This window comes from Streptomyces sp. NPDC059906 (assembly GCF_042730645.1).
Lineage (GTDB): Bacteria > Actinomycetota > Actinomycetes > Streptomycetales > Streptomycetaceae > Streptomyces > Streptomyces rubrogriseus.
Window position 1 is genome coordinate 45,320 of record NZ_JBHWKU010000040.1, and the last position, 19,720, is coordinate 65,039.

The following is a 19,720-nucleotide window of genomic DNA, read 5'->3' on the forward strand; positions in this document are numbered from 1 at the left end:
TTGGCCTTGCCGCGCGCTAACCGAATGGTCGGTCGGGAGACAAGGTGGTGGATACGGTGTCGCAGGCCACTGAGCAGACGCCGACGGAGGCGATGTTCTCCGCGGACGAGGCCTCCCGGGGGCTCGGGATCGAGCTGGTGGAGCACGGGGAGGGGACCGCACTGGTCCGCATGACCGTGACCCCGGCGATGGTGAACGGACATCGGATCGCCCACGGAGGGTTCCTGTTCCTGCTGGCCGACACCGCCTTCGCCTGCGCCTGCAACAGCCACGGCCCGGTGACCGTGGCGGCCGGCGCCGACATCGTCTTCGTCGCCCCGGCCCGCGAGGGCGACGTGCTCGTGGCCCGCGCCGAGGAGCGGGTCCGCTACGGACGCAGCGGGATCTACGACGTGAGCGTGCGGCGCGGCGACGAGGTGGTCGCGGAGTTCCGGGGGCGCAGCCGCAGCGTGCGGGACGACGGGCGCGACCGGAGTGCGCGGGACGAGGCAGGCAGCCGCGACGCGCGGCGGGACACGGCGCGCGAGACGCCGGGCACGACGAAGGAGTCGCGATGAGCAGCGAGCCGACGACCGGGGCGGCCCCGGCACCCCGACCGGGCGAGCCCCTCCCCCACGACCTGCTGGACGACGCCGAGCGCCTGTCCCGCGAGCAGCTGCGGGAGCTCCAGCTCGACCGCCTGCGCGCGACCCTGCGGCACGCCTACGACAACGTGGAGCTGTACCGCAAGAAGTTCGACGCCGCCGGGGTGACCCCCGACGACTGCCGCAGCCTGGCCGACCTGTCCAGGTTCCCCTTCACCACCAAGGCGGACCTGCGGGACACCTACCCCTTCGGCATGTTCGCCGTCCCGATGGCCGACGTGCGGCGCGTGCACGCCTCCAGCGGCACCACCGGCCGCGCCACCGTCGTCGGGTACACCGAGAACGACCTGTCCATGTGGGCGGACGTCGTGGCCCGTTCGATCCGCGCCGCGGGCGGCCGCCCCGGACACAAGGTGCACATCTCCTACGGCTACGGCCTGTTCACCGGCGGCCTCGGCGCCCACTACGGCGCCGAGCGCGCCGGCTGCACGGTGATCCCCGCCTCCGGCGGCATGACGGCGCGCCAGGTGCAGATCATCCAGGACTTCCGGCCCGAGATCATCATGGTCACCCCGTCCTACATGCTCACCCTGCTCGACGAGTTCGAGCGCCAGGGCGTCGATCCGCGCACCAGCTCCCTCGAGGTCGGCATCTTCGGCGCCGAGCCGTGGACCGAGGAGATGCGGCGCGAGATCGAGGAGCGCATGGGCATCCACGCCGTCGACATCTACGGCCTGTCCGAGGTGATCGGCCCCGGCGTGGCACAGGAGTGCGTCGAGACCAAGGACGGGCTGCACATCTGGGAGGACCACTTCTACCCCGAGGTCGTGGACCCGCTCACGGACGCCGTACTGCCCGGCGGCGAGGAGGGCGAGATCGTCTTCACCTCCCTCACCAAGGAGGCGCTCCCGGTGATCCGCTACCGCACGCGCGACCTGACCCGCCTGCTGCCGGGCACCGCGCGCCCCGCCTTCCGCCGGATGCAGAAGGTCACCGGCCGCTGCGACGACATGATCATCCTGCGCGGGGTGAACGTCTTCCCCACCCAGGTCGAGGAGATCGTGCTGCGCACGCCGGGCGTCGCCCCGCACTTCCAGATCCGGCTCACCGAACGCGGCCGCATGGACCACATGACGGTGCGGGTCGAGGCCCGGCCCGACGCGGCTCCCGAGCAGCGCGAGGCCGCCGCGAGGGTGATCGCCCAGGGCGTCAAGGACGGCGTGGGCGTGACCGTGGAGGTGGAGGTCGTGGAGCCGGAGACCCTGGAGCGCTCGCTCGGCAAGATCCGCCGGGTGTGGGACCTGCGGGGCGCGTGAAACGTGAGCACGGACACGTCCGTTCGCCGGTCGTGCCGGTGTGCGAGAAGAAACGGATGGGCAGTAAGGACATGATCGGGGGAGGTTGAGTACATCCTGGGGGGACATCCCGTGCGTGTGTGTGTGATCGGTGCAGGCCTGTCGGGGCTGGCGACGGGCCATGCCCTGAAGGAGCGCGGCATCTCCTTCGTCTGCCTGGAGAAGGCACCCGACGTCGGCGGACTCTGGCGTCAGCCGGGGGCCGGTGAGCGGGGCCCGGGCTATCAGTCCCTGCATCTGAACACCGCCAAGCAGCTGACCGGTTACGCGGACTTCCCGATGCCGTCCGACTACCCGCTCTATCCCCGGCACGACCAGCTCGCCGCCTATCTGCGGTCCTTCGCCGAGTGGGCGGGGCTCCTCGACCACGTCGAGCTGCGCACCGAGGTGCTGTCCGTGCGCCAGGACTCGGACGGCACCTGGACGGTCGTCAGCCGGGACGCGGACGGCGCGCAGTCCTCGCGCCGGTTCGAGCAGGTGGTCGTCGCCTCGGGGCACCACACCGACCCGGCCCTGCCCGACCCCCTTCCGGTCGGTGCGGAGTCCTTCGCCGGAACGATTCTTCACTCCCTCGACTACCGCGACGGCCGCGACTTCGCCGGTCGGCGCGTCGTCGTGGTGGGCCTCGGAGCCTCCGCGGTGGACATCGCGGCGGACCTCTCCCGGCACGCGGACCGGACCCTGCTGTCGGTGCGCCGGGGACTGCACATCGTGCCCAAGCAGGTCTTCGGGATGTCCCTCGACGAGATCGCCGAAGCCCCGTGGTGGAACGAGATGCCCTTCGCCGATCGGCGCCAGTGGGTGGAACAGGCCCTGCTGGTGGCCCGGGGCAGACTGTCGGACTACGGCCTGCCCGAGCCCGACCACCCGATCCTCTCCTCCGCGACGACCCTCTCGGACGAGATCCTCAGCCGGATCCGGCACGGTGCGGTGACCCCGAAGCCCGCGATCGCCTCGTTCGAGAGCGACCGGGTCGTGTTCACGGACGGCAGTTCCGAGACCGCCGACACGGTCGTCTACTGCACCGGTTTCCACATGACCTTCCCCTTCCTGCCCCCGGGCTGCCCGGTCGCGGCCGACGGCTCGGTCGAGCTCTACCGGCGGATCGTCCCGGCCGACCGGCCCGGTCTGTACTTCGTGGGACTGGTGCGGCCCGCGGGCGCCCTCACCCGGCTGGTGGAGGCCCAGGCCCAGTGGGTGGCGCGCCTCGTCGACGGCGCCGCCGCACTGCCCGGGGCCGAGGAGATGCGCGAGGAGATCGGCACGTACCTGGCCGGCATCGTCGAGCGCTACGGCCGGACTCGCGGCGCCTCGATCCAGGTCGACGTGAGTCCCTACCTGGCGGAGTTCCGGGAGCCACTGCCCGTGTGACCGTCCCGCGGGATGCTGTCGGCGGCCGCGCCCGGCCGTGACCGTGCCCAGGGCTCCCGGCGGATCGCGCCGGGGGCCCTGTCTCGTGGGCAGGCGTTCCGTTCAGCGAACCGACAGCGGTCGGCGGACGGTCCGAACGACCGGCGGCCGGACCGTGTAGGCCTCCGAGGAGAGGTACGCCGTCACCCGCGGCGGCTGGTCCCGTTGGTGGGCGAGGGCCAGGTAGGCGATCAGGCCCACCCCGTCCTCGGGCCGCCGCTCGGTGAGGGCGGCCAGGGCACGGTGGAGCACGGAGGCGTCCATGCCGTGGCCGTGCAGCACGGCGGACGCCCGCGCCAGGGCCTCCCCGTCATCCCGGACGTAGTCACGAACCGGGATGTACAGGGTGAATCCACTCGGCCGCGCCGCGCCGAGGTCGGTGAAGGAGTGGCAGGACTGAGCAGGCCGCCGGTCGAGTCCACCCGCGGCGGCGCCGGGACCCGCGGCGGTGTGGAAGAAGTCCTCGACCGCCGTCGGCACGAGGCCCGGATCCGTCAGGGACAGCCGTCCGGCCCGGCCGGCCGTGAGGTTGTCGTGGCGCAGGTAGACCTTCGCCCGGGGTTCCGCCCAGTTCCCGAGATCCAGGGCGAGGAACGGGTAACCACTGCCCGCGGGGAGGCTGTCGAAGGCCCGGTGGTGCCCGAGCCGGCGCAGGGCCTCGCGCACCGTCGCGGCGGAACGTTCCTCCCCGCCCGCCGCCGGGTTCAGATAGACCTTGACCCCCGGTACACCTCCGGGTCTGAGTTCCAGGGCGCACCACAGGGCGAGGGGGCCCTCGGGAGCGGGTGGCAGGAACAGGTCCAGGACTTCGTCGAGGGCGTCGGTGGTGAAGTGCCAGCGCCGCGCCATCGCCCGGACCGCCTGCAGTCCGGCACGGCCGTTGTCGGCCAGACCGGTCGCGCCGCAGCCCGGTTCCACGAGGACCCGCATGGCGGGCGCCGCCCCGGGCCGGAAGGCGAGGGAGAACTCCACGGGGGTGTGGTCGTCGGACAGGAAGCTGCGGGTGGGCGGCGCCAGGCTCAGGGGCCGCCGGGCCACCGGGCCCAGTGCGCCGGTCAGGACCTGCGCGTAGGTCTCGACGTCGGCGCGGGACAGCCCGGCGACCGAGCCGAGTCTTCGCAACTGGCCGCCGGTGAAGGAACCGAGCGTGGGTGGGCCCTGCGGGTCCGCGCCCGTCGGCGCGGCGCTCAACGGTCCGCCCCCGGCCTCAGCCGCACAAAGCGATACCCGCCTCGGGGGGCGGGTACCGGGGGTTTCGGCGCCGGGGAAGCGGCGTTCGTGGATATGTGGTCCACGACACCTCCTTTGACTCGTAAGCAACTTGCGTACCGCGTTGCTCACTACCCGTGCCGTTCGATCTTCATGCGATTGGGGCGGGTTGGGGAGGTGTTGCGCGGATCACCGCGGCTGGAGCACCGGGGCGGTCCCGTGGGCGTTCACGTCTGCTCACAACTCCTAGCGGGTGCGGTCCAGCAGGTAGCGGACGAGGGTGGTCAGCGCGGCGGCCGAGGACTTCTCGTCGCGGGCGTCGCAGGTGACCACGGGGGTGTCGTCGAGCAGGTCGAGCGCCTCGCGCAGCGCCCGTTCGTCGCGCAGCGGCGCGCCGTCGAAGTGGTTGACGGCGATGGCGTAGTCGAGTCCGTAGTGCTCGATGAGGTCGATCACCGGGAAGGAGTCCGCCAGTCGCTCCGGGTCGACCAGCACCAGGGCGCCGAGCGCGCCGCGGGCCATGTCCTCCCACATCTGCACGAAGCGCTGCTGGCCGGGGGTGCCGAAGAGGTAGAGCACCACGCGGTCGCTGATGGTCAGGCGCCCGAAGTCCATGGCGACCGTGGTGGTGGTCTTGCCCTGGACCCCCTTGAGGTCGTCGACCGACTCGGCGGCCTGCGTCATCGTCTCCTCGGTGGACAGCGGCTCGATCTCGGAGATGGAGCCGATGAGGGTGGTCTTGCCCACCGCGAAGTGCCCGACGACGAGGATCTTCACCGCCGTCCGGGTCGCCCCGTCGCGTACGTAGTCCCGCTCATCCAAACTTGGCGCGGAGCCCATTGAGCACCTCCTCCAGTATCTCCTTGTCCGCGAGGCGGGCGCGGGCCACCGGCGGGCGGGTCACGAGGTGCCCGCCTTCCATCAAGGAGGCCAGCAGGATCCGTACGACGCCCAGCGGGAAGTGGGTGTGTCCGGCGATCTCGGCGACCGAGAGGTAGCCGGCGGAGCAGAGGTCGAGCAGGCTCTGCTCCTCGGGGGACAGCCGGGCCGGCCGCTGCGGCTGCCCGGCGGCGGCGGTGACCAGCGTGATGAGGGAGAGGTCGCCGTCGTCGGGCAGGCCGCGCCCCTTGGTGATGACGTACGGCCGTACTAATTCGGGCGCCTCGGGCTGCCAGCCGTCGTGGCCGGTCATGAGCGGGCGCCCAGGTTCTCGCGCGGCGGTGTCGTCAGCCGCTTGCCGAGCTGGGCGACGAGTTGCTGCATCCGGAAGGTGATGTCCGCCATGTCGACCTCCGGGGAGGCGGACACGCCGAGGTAGGCGCCCTCGCCGGCGGAGATCAGGAAGACCCAGCCGCCGTCGAACTCGACCAGGGTCTGCCGCCAGGACTGGCTGGGGTCCTCACAGAAGAAGGCCAGGGTGCGGCTGAGCGACTGCACACCGCTCATGGCGGCCGCGACCCGGTCGGCGTCGTCCTTGTCGAAGTCCTGCGTCCGGGCCATCAAGAGGCCGTCGGCGGAAATCAGGACCGCGTGCAGGGCGCCCGGAATCTCCAGGGCGCTGTCGAGCATCCATGACAGATCGTCGTTCACGGGACCTCATGTCCTTCGCTGCTTGCACCAGGGGTGTCGCTCGTCCGGCCGGCGTGGTCCGGGCTGTCCGGTCCGGTGACCCGGCCGGACTGCGTTCCGCGCTGGAAGGCACCCATGACCTGTGCCTGCTCGGAGTCGGAGCGGCCCGCGGCGCGGGGGGTGGACGCGCTGCCGGGCACGATGGCCATCGGCCGCTTGCGGCGGCGCCGGGGCAGACCGTCGCCGTCGGTCTGGGAGGAGCTGAGCGCGGCCTCCGGTCCGCCGTCCGGGACCGGCCGGGCCGTGCCGCGGGCCGCGGGGGCGGCGGCGGGGGCCTTCTTCTCCGGCATGGCGGTGAGCAGTTCGTGCGGCAGCAGGACCACCGCCCGTACACCTCCGTAGGGAGAGGAGGAGTCCACCGACACCTCGAAACCGAATCGTTCGCACAGCAGGCCGATGACGGCGAAGCCGAACTGCGGCGGGTTGCCGAGCCCCGCCACGCCCGAGGCCCGCTCGGTGGCGAGCAGCTTGTCGGCGCGGGCCCGCTCCTCGTCGCTCATGCCGACACCGGCGTCGTCGACCACGACGCAGATGCCCTTGGGCACGGTCCGGATGTTGATCTCGACGACGGTGTCCGGGCTGGAGTAGCTCGTGGCGTTGTCGAGCAGCTCGGCCAGGGCCAGGGCGACGGGTTCGACGGCCCGGCTGGTGATGCCGAAGTCGGCCTGGGAGAGGATGTCCACCCGGCGGAAGTGCCGGATGCGCCCCTGGGCGCTGCGCACCACGTCGTAGACCGAGGCGGTGTCGCGCCGCCCGCCGAGCCAGCCGTCGCACAGTACGGCGATGGACTGCGCCCGCCGCCCGAACTGCGAGTTGGTGTGGTCGATCTCCAGCAGGTCCTGGAGGAGGGCCGAGTCGCCGTACTTGTTCTGCAGCCGGGAAAGCACCAGCTGCTGTTCGGCCGCGAGGCCCTGAAGCGTCCGCATCGCGGACTTCAGCACGGTCTTCGTCTCGTCCTCGGCCCGCTCCTGGGCCGCCTGTACGGACTTCCCGTAATCGTTCTCCAGCTCGGTGTAGTGATCCCTGAGCCCCTGGACCTGCTGCCGCAACGCCCGGGCCGCCTTGCGCTGGCGGCTGACGAGCACGGCGGCGGCGACGAGGGCGACGAGGGCGACCCAGAGCAAGGGGTTCCCTGTGTATTCCGTCATAAGACTCTCTTCAGGCGACTGACAGCCGGCTTGCTGCATTCCCGTCCGTGCGGGCGGCCCGGTGGAGTGCCCGCGCCGGGGGTGGCTGCCCGGGCTGCCCCTGATGTCGGGGATGCCGTCTTTCACCCGCCCGCCCGCTCCGCAAACGCGGTGATCGTATCACCGCATGATCAGGTGAATTGACGTCAAGAAGTGTGCGGACAAGACAGGTTGAGACCGGCAAACACGCGGTTTCGAGTGATGGGTACAGTCGGCCCCGTGAAAGATGCACAAGACACCTTCCGGCCGCGTACGGGTCCGGTCCGGGGCGGCACGGGATGACACCGGAGGCCATGGCCGCGGTGTTCACGGCCGGCGTCGGGGCCGGCGCCATCAACAGCGTCGTCGGCTCCGGAACGCTCATCACCTTTCCCGTGCTGCTGGCCACGGGCCTGCCGCCGGTCACCGCCACCGTCTCCAACGCGCTCGGCCTGATCCCCGGCTCCATCAGCGGGGCCATCGGCTACCGCAAGGAACTGCGCGGCCAGCGCGGGCGCGTCCTGAAGTTCGGCTCCGGAGCGCTGCTGGGCGGCCTCGCGGGCGCCACCCTCCTGCTGACCCTGCCCGCCGACGCCTTCGAGACCGTCGTGCCGGTCCTGGTGGGCCTCGCACTGCTGCTGGTGGCGTTCCAGCCGCAGATCGGCAGGCTGGTCCAGCGCCGCCGGGCCCGCGCCGGCACCTCCCCCCGCCGGGACGGCGGTCCGCTGCTGTTCACCGGCCTGACGCTGGCCAGTGTCTACGGCGGCTACTTCACCGCGGCCCAGGGGATCATCTACCTCTCCCTGATGGGCATGCTCCTGGACGAACCCCTGCAACGGCTCAACGGGGTCAAGAACGTCCTGTCCGCCGTCGTCAACACCGTGGCCGCGCTCTTCTTCCTCTTCGCCGCGGACTTCGAGTGGACCGCCGTCGGGCTCCTCGCGGTCGGCTCCGGCCTCGGCGGTTACGTCGGCGCCAAGGTGGGCCGCCACTTCAGCCCCACGGCCTTGCGGATACTGGTCGTGACGGTCGGCACGGTGGCCCTCGTGCAACTGCTGCTCCGGTAGGTGCTCTCCGGCCCCTCGAACGCCGCCGCGTTCCCCGGCCGTTCCCGCCCCCCGGGCATAACGCCGCGTTATGCGCAGCCGGGATTGTCCGGCCGGGGTCCGGGCCCGACATGCTGTGGGCGCCCCCACACATCAGCACGCGCCCACGCGCGTGTCGTCGGAATCGAGGAGCCTTGCGAACAACGAGACTCGTCCCCACCCTGCTGGCCGCCCTCGTGGCCGCGCTGCTGTCCGCCCTCGTGCTCTCCCCGACCGCCTCGGCGGTGGAGCCCCGGCCCGGTGACGGCGGCCCCCAGCCGATCATCGGCGGCGGCTACGCGCAGAACGCCCCCTGGGCGGCCCGGCTGTTCTCGGGCGGCCGGCAGACCTGCACCTCGACCATCATCTCCCCCACCTGGATCCTCACCGCCAAGCACTGCGTCAGCGGCGGCAGCCTGTCCTTCCGGATCGGCAGCCTCGACCAGGGCTCCGGCGGCACGGTGGCGAACGGCGTCCAGACCGTCACCAGCCCCTCGGCGGACCTCGCGCTGGTCCGGCTCGACCGCTCCGTCTCCGCCTCCTACGCGCGGCTCGGCCAGCCGGGCACGGTCCGGGTCGGCCAGACCGTGCAGGTCTACGGCTGGGGAGCGACCTCCCGGTGCGGCTCGGAGATCAACTGCCAGTCCCAGTACCTCAAGGTCGCCAACCTGAGCGTGACGCGCGGGTGCTACGACGCCTACTACGGTCAGGCGATATGCGCCCGGCCCGGCGACGGCATCACCGCGGGCGGCGACTCCGGCGGTCCGATGATGGCCGGCGGTGTGCAGGTGGGCGTCGCCTCGACCAGCGACCGGCAGAGCACCACGGCGTACACCAACGTGACCGCCTACCGTTCCTGGATCCAGTCGGTGGCGGGCGTCTGACTCCTCCCGCCCTCCGGCGCCGGTCCTGCGCCCGCCTCCGTCACTGCGGAGGCAGGCGCAGGACCCCGCGCTCGTCGCGGATGTCCGTGAGGACTTCGAGGACCTCGGCGTCCCGGCCCCGCGGGTCGGCGGTCACCACGGCCGCCAGGTCCCCGAGGCAGCGTTCGCCGTCCGCGGGCGGCCGTTCGCAGAACAGCACGTACCCGCGCATGCGGCGGACGGTCCCCGGCTCCAGCCGCCACACCCCCATCCCCGCCCCGCCGCTGGTCACGGCCTCCGGGTACGCCGCGCGCAGCGCGGGCCCGACCGACGCGTCGATCCGCCGGGAGAAGGCCTGCCGTTCCTCGAAGGGCGACACGATCCGCAGGCGGGCCGAGGCCTTGTCGACGGTGTGACCGGCGTCCGCGCCGACCGGGTACGCGGCCACGTAGTACGCCTTGTCCGCCAGGGCGGCGAGCCTCGGGCCGTGGGTGAGCCGCAGGACGGTGGGCAGCGTCCTCTTCGCGGCCGGGAGGTCGTCGGCCGTGCCGGGGGCGGCGAAATTGACGGTCACCCAGCCGGGCACCTCCTTCGGGTCCTGTTCCGCCCGGGCCGTGACCCAGCGTTGCGCGCAGGCGCCGGTGCGGGCGAGGACGTCGTCCAGGGTCTCGTCGCTCACCCGTGCCTCGATCCAGGGGGCCGTCAGCTTCTCGTCGGTGGCCAGGACCGGGTGCCCGCAGCCGTCGAAGGCCTCGCGCATCGCGCGCAGGTGCCGGGCCTCCCGCCGGGCCCCCTCCACCGCCTCGCGGAGAGCGTCGGCGCAGTCCGGGCCGCCGTCGCAGCGGTCCTCGCCGGCGTCCACCCGGAACCTGACGGCCGCGTCCGGGTCGTCCTCGACCGACAGGGTGACCTCCGAGCCGGTGGTCTCCGGGAACAGGATCCGGGCGTCCACGACCTCGAGTTCGCCGGGGTACATCTCCTCGGCCAGTTCCCGGGCCCGCCGGACGTCGTCGTCGGTGTCGAACGCCGCGCAGCCGGTGACCAGCAGCCCGGCCAGGAGCGCCGCGAGCCCCCCGCCGACGCGCCCCGCCCGCCGCCGTCCGCTCCCCCGCGCAGTGCACCGACGCCCCATGGCTCCCCCTCCGTGTCCCACCGACGGCGCCACGATAGGAGCCGTACCCGGCACCGCGGATGAGTACGGGAACTCATCCACGCCCTGAGTGCCGCCGCGCGTGCCGCGGCCCACCGTCCAGGAAGCGGACGGCCGGGGCAGGCGCGTGGTGAGTACATCTAGTGTTCGCGGTGACCGAGAGGTGCCCCGCGCGTGAAGGAGTCACGGCATGACCGCCCAGACAGCCCGCTCCCAGGCCGACGAGGACGAGGCGGCCGTGCTCCGGCTCCGGGACGTGAGCGTGCGCCGCTCCACTCCGGACCAGCTGATCCTCGACGGCGTGGACTGGACGGTCCGGCCGGGCGAGCACTGGGCGCTGCTGGGGGCCAACGGGGCCGGGAAGACCACCCTGCTGCGGCTGCTCGGCGCGCTCATGCACCCCACCACGGGCAGGGTCGAAGTCCTCGGCAGCCGGCTCGGCCGGGTGGACGTCCGTGAGCTGCGGGCCCGCATCGGCCACGTCAACTCCGCCCAGCGGGTGCCGCAGGACCTGACCGCCCACGCGGTGGTGCTCACCGGCCACAGCGGCACCGTGCAGCCCCTGTGGCGGACGTACGGCGAGGAAGTCCGGCTGCGGGCCCGCGACCTGCTGACCGAACTCGGCGTCAAGGAGCTGGCCGACCGGCCGTACGGGGTCTGCTCGGGCGGGCAGCGGGCGCGGGTCCTGATCGCCCGGGCGCTGATGGCCGATCCGGCCCTGCTGCTCCTGGACGAGCCGTTCAACGCCCTGGACCTGCCCTCCCGCGAGGACCTCGTCGAGGCGATGCACCAACTGGCCGAGGGGAGGCCGCGGCTGGCCACCGTCACGGTCACGCACCATCTGGAGGAGCTGTCCCCGGCCGTCAGCCACGCCCTGCTGCTGCGCGAGGGCCGGGTCCTGTCCCGGGGTGTGGTGGACGAGGTCCTCACCGGCTCCCTGCTGACCTCCTGCTTCGGCCGGGAGATCACGGTGGCCCGGCGCGACGGCCGTTGGTCGGCCTACTCGGGCCGCCGCGTCCGGGGCGGCTGACACGACCGTGACGGGGCGAGGGCGGCCCCGGTCACCCCGGCGCGGACAGCGCCCGGACGGGCGCCGTCAGGCGCAGCCCCAGGCGGACATTCCCTGCAGACGGGCGAGGCGTTCCGCCACGGCGATCTGCTCGGCGCGGGTGGCGAGGTCCGCGCGCGGGGCGTACTTCAGGCCGCCGGCGGCGATCCAGCTCGACCGTGCGAACTGCAGGCCGCCGTAGTAGCCGTTGCCGGTGTTCGCCTGCCAGTTGCCGCTGGACTCGCACGCGGCGATGGCGTCCCAGTCGGTGCGCAGGGGCGTCGAGGGCGCGGCCACCGCTTCGCCGGTCGTCCCGAGTGCGGTCGCGGCGACCAGGATCACCGCGGCGGTGCGGATCCTGCGGCCACGCGAACCGCGCACGTCGCTCTGACGATCATTTCGTCTACAGATCATAAGAAGACTGTTACACCAGGTGACCGCCGGTCGCCGCACCTGCCACCGCGCCTTGGGCCAGTCGGAGCACGCGCCCTCCCCCGCCCGTCACCGCTTCACGGCGCCGACCGTATGCGCCCGGTGCCGTCCGGCACCGCCGCCTCGGCGGCGAGGTAGTCGGGGACCGCCTCCTTGTCGACGAGCCGGTTGAGCCGGCTCGGGACGTCGAAGCCGATCAGCACGATCACCACGAGGGTCAGCGAGAAGGTCAGCACGGCGAGCGACTGGCCGAGCGACATGGTCGACGCCAGCCGGGCGCCGAGCACCGGGGCGACGGCCCCGCCCAGCGCGCCGACGTTGTAGGTGAAGCCCAGGGACGCGGCCCGGGTCTCGGTCGGGAAGTGCCCGGCGATGAACTTGGGCAGCAGCCCGGAGATGCCCTGCATACACGCCAGCATCAGGAACAGCAGGATGCCCAGCTGGAGTTGGCTGTCCCGGACGGCGAAGACGGGGAAGACGAAGGCGATGCCCACCACCAGGGTGCAGGCGTACGCCCTGCGGGTGCCGAACCGGTCGCCGACGAAGCCGGTGACGATGCAGCCGGCCATCGTGCCGAACCCGGCGTAGTAGAGCGCGTCGCTCACCTGCGCCGGGCTGAAGCCCAGCTCGGTCTTGAGGTAGGTGGGCAGCAGGGCCTGGACCGGCCAGCTGTAGAGGAAGGCGCAGAACACGGTGACGCAGAGCGCGAGGAACAGCACCCACCGCCTGCGGCCGCCCAGTTGTACCGCGAAGGCGACGAGACAGGCCGTCGCCAGGACGGACAGGACGGGCACGGCGCCGGCGCCGAGCGGGGTGAACACCGCGAAGAGCGAGCCCGTGGCGAGGACGACGAGCACCGTGTTGACCGTCGCCCGGCGGCGGCCGGCGAACAGCGGCCGGAAGGGGTTGGGCCGTTCACCCCTCGCCCCGACCCGCGCCTCCCAGTCGTCGGCCTCCGGCAGCGCCCGGCGTACCCACAGCGCGACGACGACGGGGAACAGGCCGATGTAGAACAGCCAGCGCCAGCCGTGGCCGGGCACCACGTGCTCGTAGACCTCGGCCGCCAGGACGCCGCCCAGCGAGAAGCCGGAGATGAGGAAGCCGGAGGCGCGGTTGCGCAGCCGGGCGGGCCAGCTCTCCAGGACGTAGGTGGCGCTGGCGCTGTACTCGCCAGCCATGCCCATGCCGATGAGCAGACGGGCCGTGAACAGGCTGGTGTAGTCCCAGGCGAAGCCGCAGGCGAAGGTGCCGACCGAGTACAGCAGGATGCTGGCCACCATGGCGCTCTTGCGGCCGAAGCGGTCCCCGAGCGCGCCGAGTACGGCACCGCCGAGCCAGCGGGTGATGAAGGCTCCGGAGACGAGGCTGGCGGACTCGACGGTCGACAGCCCGAAGTCGTCGGCGATCTCGGTCAGGACGAGTGTGATGAGGACGAAGTCGAAGCCGTCGAGGAGGTAGCCGATCCAGGCGGCGAAGAAGGACTTCCACTTCTCCCGGGTGATCTCGCGGTACCAGGGCTGGGCGGTCGGGGTGGTGCGCGCAGATGACATGGCGATCCTATGCGGGTGGGAAGACGCGCGTCGGGGACGAGGGCGGTCGGGGGCCAGAGCACGGGCCGGGGCGGGAAGCGGGGCGGGCGGGACCGGGTTCGGCGGTCACCGGCCCGGTCCCGGGGTCACAGGAGTCCGGCCTCGGCGAGCCGGGCACGCACCCGGGCGACGGCCGGCGCGTCGAGCGGCACCTGCGGTGCGGCGGTGGCCGGGCAGTCGATGAGGCCCAGCAGGTGCGCGGCGGCCTTGAAGGCGCCGAGCGCGCTGGAACTGCCGCCCATCAGGGCGGGGTCGCCCGCGTCGGTGAGGTCGAACAGGGCGGCGAGCCGGTCCTGTTCGGCCCGGGCTGCCGCCCAGTCACCGGCCCGGGTGGCCTCGTAGAGGCGTACGTAGCCGCGGGCGTCGACGTTGCCGAGCCCGGGCACGACGCCGTCCACGCCGGCCAGCAGCGCGCCGTCGACGGTGAGCTCGGAACCGGTGAGGACGGTGAAGCCGGGGGTGCGGCGGCGCAGCGCGCCCAGCAGGCGGCGCAGGGAGCCCTCGTCGCCGCTGGAGTCCTTGAGCCCGGCCAGGGTGCCGTCCCCGGCCAGGTCGAGGACGACCTCGCGGGGCAGCTTGGTGTGCACGGCCACCGGGATGTCGTAGGCGAACAGCGGCAGTCCGGCGCCCTCGCGCACGCGCCGGAAGTGGCCGGCGATCTCCACGGGGTGGGTGCGGGTGTAGAAGGGCGCCGTGGCCACGAGCGCGTCGGCGCCGGCCCGGACCGCGTCGGCCGCCCGGTCCAGGACCCGGGCCGTGGTGGTGTCGATGATCCCGGCGAGGACGGGGACCCGGCCCGCGGCGGCGTCGACGGCCGCCTCCAGGGCGGTCAGCCGCTGGGCGTCGGTGAGGTAGGCGGTCTCGCCGCTGGACCCCAGCAGGAACAGGCCGTGCACACCGGCCGTGATCAGGTGCTCGGTGAGCCGGCGCACCGAGGCGGTGTCCACCTCCCCCGTCGGGGTGAGGGGGGTGATGACCGGGGGGACGACGCCGCTCAGCGGCGTGGGGATGGGCATACGGTACTCCAGGTCGTGCTGGGGACGTAGGATGTCCCACGTCCTGTTAGAGTGACACATGGCAGAGCAGGGGATGTCAAGGGTCGAGAGGGGACGCCACATGCGCTCGGTCGCCGCCGACGCCGAGGAGCGGGTCAAGGAGCTGATCGTCGAACAGGGCCTCGGCCCCGGCGACCCGCTGCCCACCGAGACGGAGCTGATGGAGCGTTTCGGCGTCAGCCGCAACTCGCTGCGCGAGGCACTCAAGTCCCTCCAGGCCATGCACATCGTCGAGATCCGGCGGGGCTTCGGGACCTACGTCGGGACCATGTCGCTGGAGCCGATGACCGAGGCCATGGCCTTCCGTACGGTGGTCGGGCACCGCCGGGGGCAGGGCAGCCTGCTCGAACTGCTGCAACTGCGGGAGGCCCTGGAGGCGGGGCTCATGCACCAGTTGGCCGGCCGGCTGCCCGCCGAGGACCTGGCCGAGCTGGACGCGCTGGTGGAGACGATGCACACGGAGGTGCGCGAGACGGGCGAGATCGCGGCGCGCACCGACCGCGCCTTTCACCGGGCACTGCACCGTTCGCTGGACAACGACCTGCTCAGCGAGTTGCTCGACGCCTTCTGGAGCGCCTTCCACCGGGTGCGCACCCAGGCGCGGGGGATCGGCGCGGCGGCCGACGGCGAGGAACTGGCCCGGATGCACGCCAGGATCGTCGAGGCCGTGCGCGCGGGCGACGCGAAGGCGGCGGAGACGGCCGTGCACCGGCACTTCGACGACATCCGCGGACGGCTGTCGCGGCACTGACGGCCGCGAGCCCCCGCTCGCCCCTCGTTCGTGTGAAGAAGGGCCGCAGTGTCCTCCAGTCGGGTGACGGCCGGGCGGGCGCGTCGCCGCGCGCGCTTACGGTTTCGCGGTGACCTCGATCTCCGCTGACCCGCGCCCCCTGCGAACCGCCGACCTCGGCACCCTCGTCATCATGTCCTGGAGCCGTGAGACGCCCGACGGCGACGTGCCCTTCCTCCTCGCCTGTTCGCTCGGCGACGGGGAGGGCGGCCCGGAGGCGGCCCCGGCCGCCGTCGAGGGGCTGCTGAGCCGCTCCGGACTCGCGGTGGACGGCGACACCGTCCTGGACGCCACCGCCCTGCCCGGCCTGCCGATCGGCCTGCTCGTCGTACCGGGTGCGGCGGCCCTCACCATGCCGGGCGTCAACGCCCAGTTCGTGCCCACTCCCGAATGGCGGACGGCGGTCGACCGGCGGGGGTACGCCTGTCTCATCTTCGCCACCCGCCCCTGGTCCGGGGGCGAGCCGGGCGACGGCGAGGCGGTCGCCGCCTTCGCCAACCACGCGGACACGCTCTCCTCCGCGGCGCAGGTCGTCCTGCCCGTACGGAGCCTGCGCGGCTGAGGCCGGGCGCGCGATCCGCCGCCGGGCCGGCGGCGGGTCGTCTCACGTCCACAACTCGCCGCTGTCGCACACCCGGGCACCCATGTTCCGCTCCATCATGCGCAGCGCCGCGTCCGCCAGATCGGCGTGGATGTGCGCCACCGCGTCACGCGGAACGATGACCTGCAGATGGCGGATGTGGGCGTCCAGCGCCGAGTAGAGCACGCACTGCTCGGTCACCTGCCCGCACAGCACGAGCCGGTCGATCCCCTGCTGGTGGAGCAGATAGGTGAGCGGGGTCTCGAAGAACACCGAGTGGCGTGCCTTGACCACGAAGAGGGAGGACTCGTCGGGCTTCAGCGGCTCGACGAGGTGGGAGTGCGGCCCGGAGAGGGCCTTGTCGAGGATCTCGCCGTGGTGCGAGCGCCACTCCCCGAAGTTGTCGTTGACGTAGATCACGGGGACGCCCTGCCGCCTCGCCCGGTCCAGCAGGCCGGTCACGTTCGGCAGCACGGATTCCACGGCGGGGATCAGGGACTCGGCGTCCTGGTGATCGTAGGTGTTGATCATGTCGATGACGATCAGCGCGGTCTTGCCCATGCCGCCCAGGTTGCCACTGGACGGCGGCGAAACCCCTCTCCACCCGCCTGCCGCGGGTCGGTCGGCCGTCCCTCTCACCACGTGGCCCGCCCGGGCGGCTCCGTCCCGTTGCCCTCGGGCAGAAGCCGCTCCCAGGGGGCCGGTCCCCCGCCCTCGCACCAGTCGCGCAGCCGCTCCTCGTTCACGCAGACTATGCCGCACCACTCGGCGTAGTCGGCGGCCGGTGCGGTGAAGTCGCTGCTGGTGACGAGGACCGCCACGTCGGCCCCGTGCACGGTGAAGCAGGTGCCGCCGAAGCGCTGGAGGTCCTGGGAGCCGACCTTGTTGCCGTCGCCGTAGCGCTTGCACTGGAGGACGACCCGCCGGCCGTCGGGAGCCGTCGCCAGCACGTCGGCGCCGAGATCGCCCGCTCCGCCCACCACCTCGACCTCGGTGCAGCCGTCCCGCCGGCACAGGTCCGCTATCGCCTCCTCGAACTCGTCGGGGCCGAGCTCCTCGTGCCCGGCGCGGACCACCGCGGTGGCCTCCTCGGGGCACGCGTGCTTCACCTCTTCCACCGCGCGTCCCTGCTCCAGTTCGTCCAGCGCCGTCGCCGTGGCCGCGGCCAGGGCGTCCGTGGTACGAAGGGCCGCCCGCGCGGCGGCGCCCCGGCTCCGCGCGCTCCGGCTCAGGAGGGCGGCCGTGACCGCCCCGACTACCAGGACGAAGACCCAGGCCGGCCGCCGCTGCGCCACGTCGAACGCCATGCGCACGACCCATCCCGTCAGGACCAGGGCGACGGCGGCGAGGCCGAACGTCACGGTCGTCGCCCGCAGGTCGAAGCGACGCCTCACGCGTCCGCCTCGGACCCGGCGTTCAGGCACGGTCACGGTGGTCGTTCCTTCCCGGGTGGCCGACATGAAGATCACGTAGGCCTTGTGCCCAGGAACCACCCGTTCAGCGTCCGTTCATGACACGCCGTCGGATGGCTCATCGGAGCCGTCGGGGAATATGTCCGGCATATCTTTCGGAATATGAAGAAATGCCATGTCGTGTACCTGGTGTGCACCGCAGCCATGATCGGGACGGGCCTCGGCGCGGCCCCGGCGTCCTCCGTCCCCGTGACCCATCTGGTCCACCCCGGGGAGTCGATCCAGAAGGCGGTGGACGCCGCCAAGCCGGGCGACACCGTCCTCGTCACCACCGGCACCTACCACGAGAGCGTCAAGGTGAGCACCCCCGGGCTCACCCTGCGGGGCATGGGCCGCTCCACGGTCATCAGGCCCAGCACCCAGAAGGCCGCCGACAACACCTGCGCCGAGGGCGGCAACGGCATCTGCGTGATCGGCACGAAGGACGAGAACGTCAAGGGCATCACCGTCTCCGACCTGACGGTGACCGGGTTCACCCGCACCGGTGTGTTCTCCATGGCCACCGACGGGCTGACGGTCCGGAACGTGAACGCGGTGAAGAACGGCGTCTGGGGCATCGCCCAGGAGCGGTCGGTCCACGGCATCTTCCGCGCCAACACCGCCCGCGACAACGGCGACGCGGGGATCTTCCTCGCCAACAACATCAAGGCCGAGGAGGGCGCCGCCGACACCGAGGGCACCCTCGTCGCGCACAACCGGCTCGAGGGCAACCGGATCGGCGTCACCGTCCGGCGCCTGCGCAACCTCGCCGTCGCGGGCAACCACATCACCGGCAACTGCGCGGGCGTCTTCGTCGTCGGCGACGAGAACACGCCCAAGGCCGGTGACCTGGTCGTACGCGACAACCGCGTCCTGAGCAACAACAAGTCCTGCCCGAAGACCGACCGGCTGGAGGCGCTCCAGGGCTCCGGCATCGTCCTGACCGGCGTCGAGAAGGTCCTGGTCGCCGACAACACGGTCGAGGGCAACTCGGGCAAGTCGTCGATGTCGGGCGGCATCGTCCTGGCCGCGAGCATGGTGGGCACCGCCAACTCGAAGAACGAGGTCAACGGCAACCGGCTGAGCGGGAACTCCCCCGCCGACCTGGTCAACGCCGGGACCGGCGACACCGGCAGGAGCAACACCTTCACCGGCAACACCTGCGGCGCCTCCAAGCCCGCGGGCCTGTGCTGAGCCGGCCGTAACCACCCGTGGACCGAACAAGGCCCATGGACCGAAGAAGGAAGGAAGGCGGCGCATGACGACCGCACAGACTGCCCCACCCCCGCCCATGCGGCTGAGGGAGCTCGTGTTCGGCGCGGCATGTGCCGCCGCCCTCCGCGCGGCCGCACGGCTCGGCGTCGCCGACGCGCTCGGCGACACCCCCATGGCCGTGGAGGACCTCGCGGCCGCGGTGAAGACCGAACCCAAGCCGCTGCGCCGGCTGCTGCGCGCCCTGACCTGCTACGGCGTCTTCACCGAGCAGCGGAACGGGACGTTCGCGCACACCGACATGTCCCGGCTGCTGCGCGAGGACGACCCGCACAGCCTGCGCAACATCACCCTGTGGTGCACCGAGCCGTGGACCTGGGACGCCTGGCCCCTGCTCGACGAGGCGGTGCGCACCGGCTCCAACGTCGTCGAGGCCCTGTACGGCAAGGAGTTCTTCACCTACCTCAACGAGGACGCGCCCCAGTCGGCCGAGGTGTTCAACCGTGCCATGACGACGTCCAGCCGGCAGTCGGCCCAGGACGTCGCAGCCCTCCTCGACCTGTCGGCGAGCACTTCGGTCGCCGACATCGGCGGCGGCCAGGGCCACGTCGTGGCGAGCCTGCTGGAGAAGTACCCGGCCATGCGGGGCACCCTGCTCGACCTGCCGCGGGTGGTGGAGAACGCCGACCCCCGGCTGCGCGAGGGCGGTGCGCTCGCGGACCGCGTCCGCATCGTGCCGGGCGACTGCCGCGAGGCCATCCCGGTGCGGGCCGACGTCTACGTCATCAAGAACATCCTGGAGTGGGACGACGACAGCACCGCCCGCGTCCTGCGGGGCGTCATGGCGGCCGGCGGTCCCGGGGCCCGGGTCGTCGTCATCGAGAACCTCGTCGACGACACCCCGTCGATGCGGTTCAGCACCGCCATGGACCTGCTGCTGCTCCTCAACGTCGGCGGTGCCAAGCACACCACCGACAGCATGGTCGGCCGGCTGACCGACGCGGGCCTCGTCATCGACGACATCCGCCCGGTCAACCCGTACCTGCACGCCTTCGACTGCACCGTGCCGAAGTGAGCTGACCCGGGGCCCGCACGCGCGTCGGCCGCCGGAC

General features: G+C 72.4%; 21 protein-coding genes. 10 read left to right on the forward strand and 11 right to left on the reverse strand.

The window, feature by feature from the left end; translation table 11 throughout:
• Positions 1–44 precede the first annotated feature (44 nt).
• The 3 genes from paaI to ACFV9J_RS36125 all read left to right on the forward strand — a co-directional run bounded on the left by paaI (position 45) and on the right by ACFV9J_RS36125 (position 3,310).
• Complete coding sequence (gene paaI, locus ACFV9J_RS36115) at positions 45–557, forward strand: hydroxyphenylacetyl-CoA thioesterase PaaI (protein ID WP_385361774.1); 513 nt, start codon at positions 45–47, stop codon at positions 555–557.
• Positions 554–1,900 (forward strand): phenylacetate--CoA ligase PaaK, encoded by a 1,347-nt coding sequence (gene paaK / locus ACFV9J_RS36120; protein ID WP_385361776.1) that lies wholly within the window; start codon positions 554–556, stop codon positions 1,898–1,900. The genes paaI and paaK overlap by 4 nt, the downstream gene beginning before the upstream one ends.
• A gap of 111 nt (positions 1,901–2,011) precedes the next feature.
• Positions 2,012–3,310 carry a flavin-containing monooxygenase gene (locus ACFV9J_RS36125; protein ID WP_385361778.1) on the forward strand — a complete coding sequence of 433 codons (1,299 nt, stop codon included), beginning with the start codon at positions 2,012–2,014 and terminating at the stop codon, positions 3,308–3,310.
• A 102-nt stretch (positions 3,311–3,412) separates the two neighbouring features.
• Here the strand turns inward: ACFV9J_RS36125 and ACFV9J_RS36130 are convergent, their stop codons facing one another.
• The 5 genes from ACFV9J_RS36130 to ACFV9J_RS36150 all read right to left on the reverse strand — a co-directional run bounded on the left by ACFV9J_RS36130 (position 3,413) and on the right by ACFV9J_RS36150 (position 7,335).
• Positions 3,413–4,540, reverse strand: a complete 1,128-nt coding sequence (locus tag ACFV9J_RS36130; RefSeq protein WP_385361780.1) for a tryptophan dimethylallyltransferase family protein — start codon at positions 4,538–4,540, stop codon at positions 3,413–3,415.
• Positions 4,541–4,804: 264 nt separating this feature from the next.
• Positions 4,805–5,398: an ATP/GTP-binding protein gene (locus ACFV9J_RS36135; protein ID WP_385361782.1), complete on the reverse strand. Its 594-nt coding sequence runs from the start codon at positions 5,396–5,398 to the stop codon at positions 4,805–4,807.
• Positions 5,373–5,750: a DUF742 domain-containing protein gene (locus ACFV9J_RS36140; RefSeq protein ID WP_385361784.1), complete on the reverse strand. Its 378-nt coding sequence runs from the start codon at positions 5,748–5,750 to the stop codon at positions 5,373–5,375. The genes ACFV9J_RS36135 and ACFV9J_RS36140 overlap by 26 nt, the downstream gene beginning before the upstream one ends.
• A complete protein-coding gene (locus ACFV9J_RS36145) occupies positions 5,747–6,148 on the reverse strand; it encodes a roadblock/LC7 domain-containing protein (RefSeq protein WP_109032225.1) in 402 nt (133 codons plus the stop codon). The genes ACFV9J_RS36140 and ACFV9J_RS36145 overlap by 4 nt, the downstream gene beginning before the upstream one ends.
• Complete coding sequence (locus ACFV9J_RS36150) at positions 6,145–7,335, reverse strand: ATP-binding protein (protein WP_385361787.1); 1,191 nt, start codon at positions 7,333–7,335, stop codon at positions 6,145–6,147. Before ACFV9J_RS36150 ends, ACFV9J_RS36145 begins: the two co-directional genes overlap by 4 nt.
• A gap of 317 nt (positions 7,336–7,652) precedes the next feature.
• Here ACFV9J_RS36150 and ACFV9J_RS36155 point away from each other — a divergent pair, with 317 nt between their 5' ends.
• Both ACFV9J_RS36155 and ACFV9J_RS36160 read left to right on the forward strand, forming a co-directional pair.
• Complete coding sequence (locus tag ACFV9J_RS36155; protein ID WP_385361789.1) at positions 7,653–8,420, forward strand: sulfite exporter TauE/SafE family protein; 768 nt, start codon at positions 7,653–7,655, stop codon at positions 8,418–8,420.
• A 173-nt stretch (positions 8,421–8,593) separates the two neighbouring features.
• Entirely contained in the window at positions 8,594–9,322 is a 729-nt protein-coding gene (locus ACFV9J_RS36160) for a S1 family peptidase (protein WP_385361791.1), read from the forward strand.
• Between the two features lie 40 nt (positions 9,323–9,362).
• Here ACFV9J_RS36160 and ACFV9J_RS36165 read toward each other — a convergent pair whose 3' ends face one another.
• Positions 9,363–10,433 carry an SCO7460 family lipoprotein gene (locus tag ACFV9J_RS36165; protein ID WP_385361792.1) on the reverse strand — a complete coding sequence of 357 codons (1,071 nt, stop codon included), beginning with the start codon at positions 10,431–10,433 and terminating at the stop codon, positions 9,363–9,365.
• 208 nt (positions 10,434–10,641) lie between these two features.
• Here ACFV9J_RS36165 and ACFV9J_RS36170 point away from each other — a divergent pair, with 208 nt between their 5' ends.
• Positions 10,642–11,481 carry an ABC transporter ATP-binding protein gene (locus tag ACFV9J_RS36170; protein ID WP_385361794.1) on the forward strand — a complete coding sequence of 280 codons (840 nt, stop codon included), beginning with the start codon at positions 10,642–10,644 and terminating at the stop codon, positions 11,479–11,481.
• Positions 11,482–11,547: 66 nt separating this feature from the next.
• On the opposite strand, the gene rpfE is transcribed toward ACFV9J_RS36170, so the two are convergent.
• The 3 genes from rpfE to ACFV9J_RS36185 all read right to left on the reverse strand — a co-directional run bounded on the left by rpfE (position 11,548) and on the right by ACFV9J_RS36185 (position 14,536).
• Positions 11,548–11,913: a resuscitation-promoting factor protein RpfE gene (rpfE, locus tag ACFV9J_RS36175; RefSeq protein ID WP_385361796.1), complete on the reverse strand. Its 366-nt coding sequence runs from the start codon at positions 11,911–11,913 to the stop codon at positions 11,548–11,550.
• Positions 11,914–12,008: 95 nt separating this feature from the next.
• Positions 12,009–13,481 (reverse strand): sialate:H+ symport family MFS transporter, encoded by a 1,473-nt coding sequence (locus ACFV9J_RS36180; protein WP_385361797.1) that lies wholly within the window; start codon positions 13,479–13,481, stop codon positions 12,009–12,011.
• A gap of 125 nt (positions 13,482–13,606) precedes the next feature.
• Positions 13,607–14,536, reverse strand: coding sequence for a dihydrodipicolinate synthase family protein (locus tag ACFV9J_RS36185; protein ID WP_385361799.1), 930 nt, complete (start codon positions 14,534–14,536; stop codon positions 13,607–13,609).
• A gap of 100 nt (positions 14,537–14,636) precedes the next feature.
• Here ACFV9J_RS36185 and ACFV9J_RS36190 point away from each other — a divergent pair, with 100 nt between their 5' ends.
• Together ACFV9J_RS36190 and ACFV9J_RS36195 are read left to right on the forward strand one after the other, a co-directional pair.
• Positions 14,637–15,326, forward strand: a complete 690-nt coding sequence (locus ACFV9J_RS36190) for a FadR/GntR family transcriptional regulator (protein ID WP_385361801.1) — start codon at positions 14,637–14,639, stop codon at positions 15,324–15,326.
• A 109-nt stretch (positions 15,327–15,435) separates the two neighbouring features.
• Positions 15,436–15,927, forward strand: coding sequence for a DUF5949 family protein (locus ACFV9J_RS36195; protein ID WP_385361803.1), 492 nt, complete (start codon positions 15,436–15,438; stop codon positions 15,925–15,927).
• A gap of 42 nt (positions 15,928–15,969) precedes the next feature.
• On the opposite strand, the gene ACFV9J_RS36200 is transcribed toward ACFV9J_RS36195, so the two are convergent.
• Entirely contained in the window at positions 15,970–16,506 is a 537-nt protein-coding gene (locus tag ACFV9J_RS36200) for an isochorismatase family cysteine hydrolase (protein WP_385361804.1), read from the reverse strand.
• Between the two features lie 74 nt (positions 16,507–16,580).
• A complete protein-coding gene (locus ACFV9J_RS36205; RefSeq protein ID WP_385361806.1) occupies positions 16,581–17,375 on the reverse strand; it encodes a restriction endonuclease in 795 nt (264 codons plus the stop codon).
• Between the two features lie 144 nt (positions 17,376–17,519).
• On the opposite strand from ACFV9J_RS36205, the gene ACFV9J_RS36210 reads away from it, so the two are divergent.
• Positions 17,520–18,590: a nitrous oxide reductase family maturation protein NosD gene (locus ACFV9J_RS36210; protein WP_385361808.1), complete on the forward strand. Its 1,071-nt coding sequence runs from the start codon at positions 17,520–17,522 to the stop codon at positions 18,588–18,590.
• Between the two features lie 64 nt (positions 18,591–18,654).
• Positions 18,655–19,683 carry a methyltransferase gene (locus ACFV9J_RS36215; protein ID WP_385361810.1) on the forward strand — a complete coding sequence of 343 codons (1,029 nt, stop codon included), beginning with the start codon at positions 18,655–18,657 and terminating at the stop codon, positions 19,681–19,683.
• Positions 19,684–19,720: the final 37 nt, after the last annotated feature.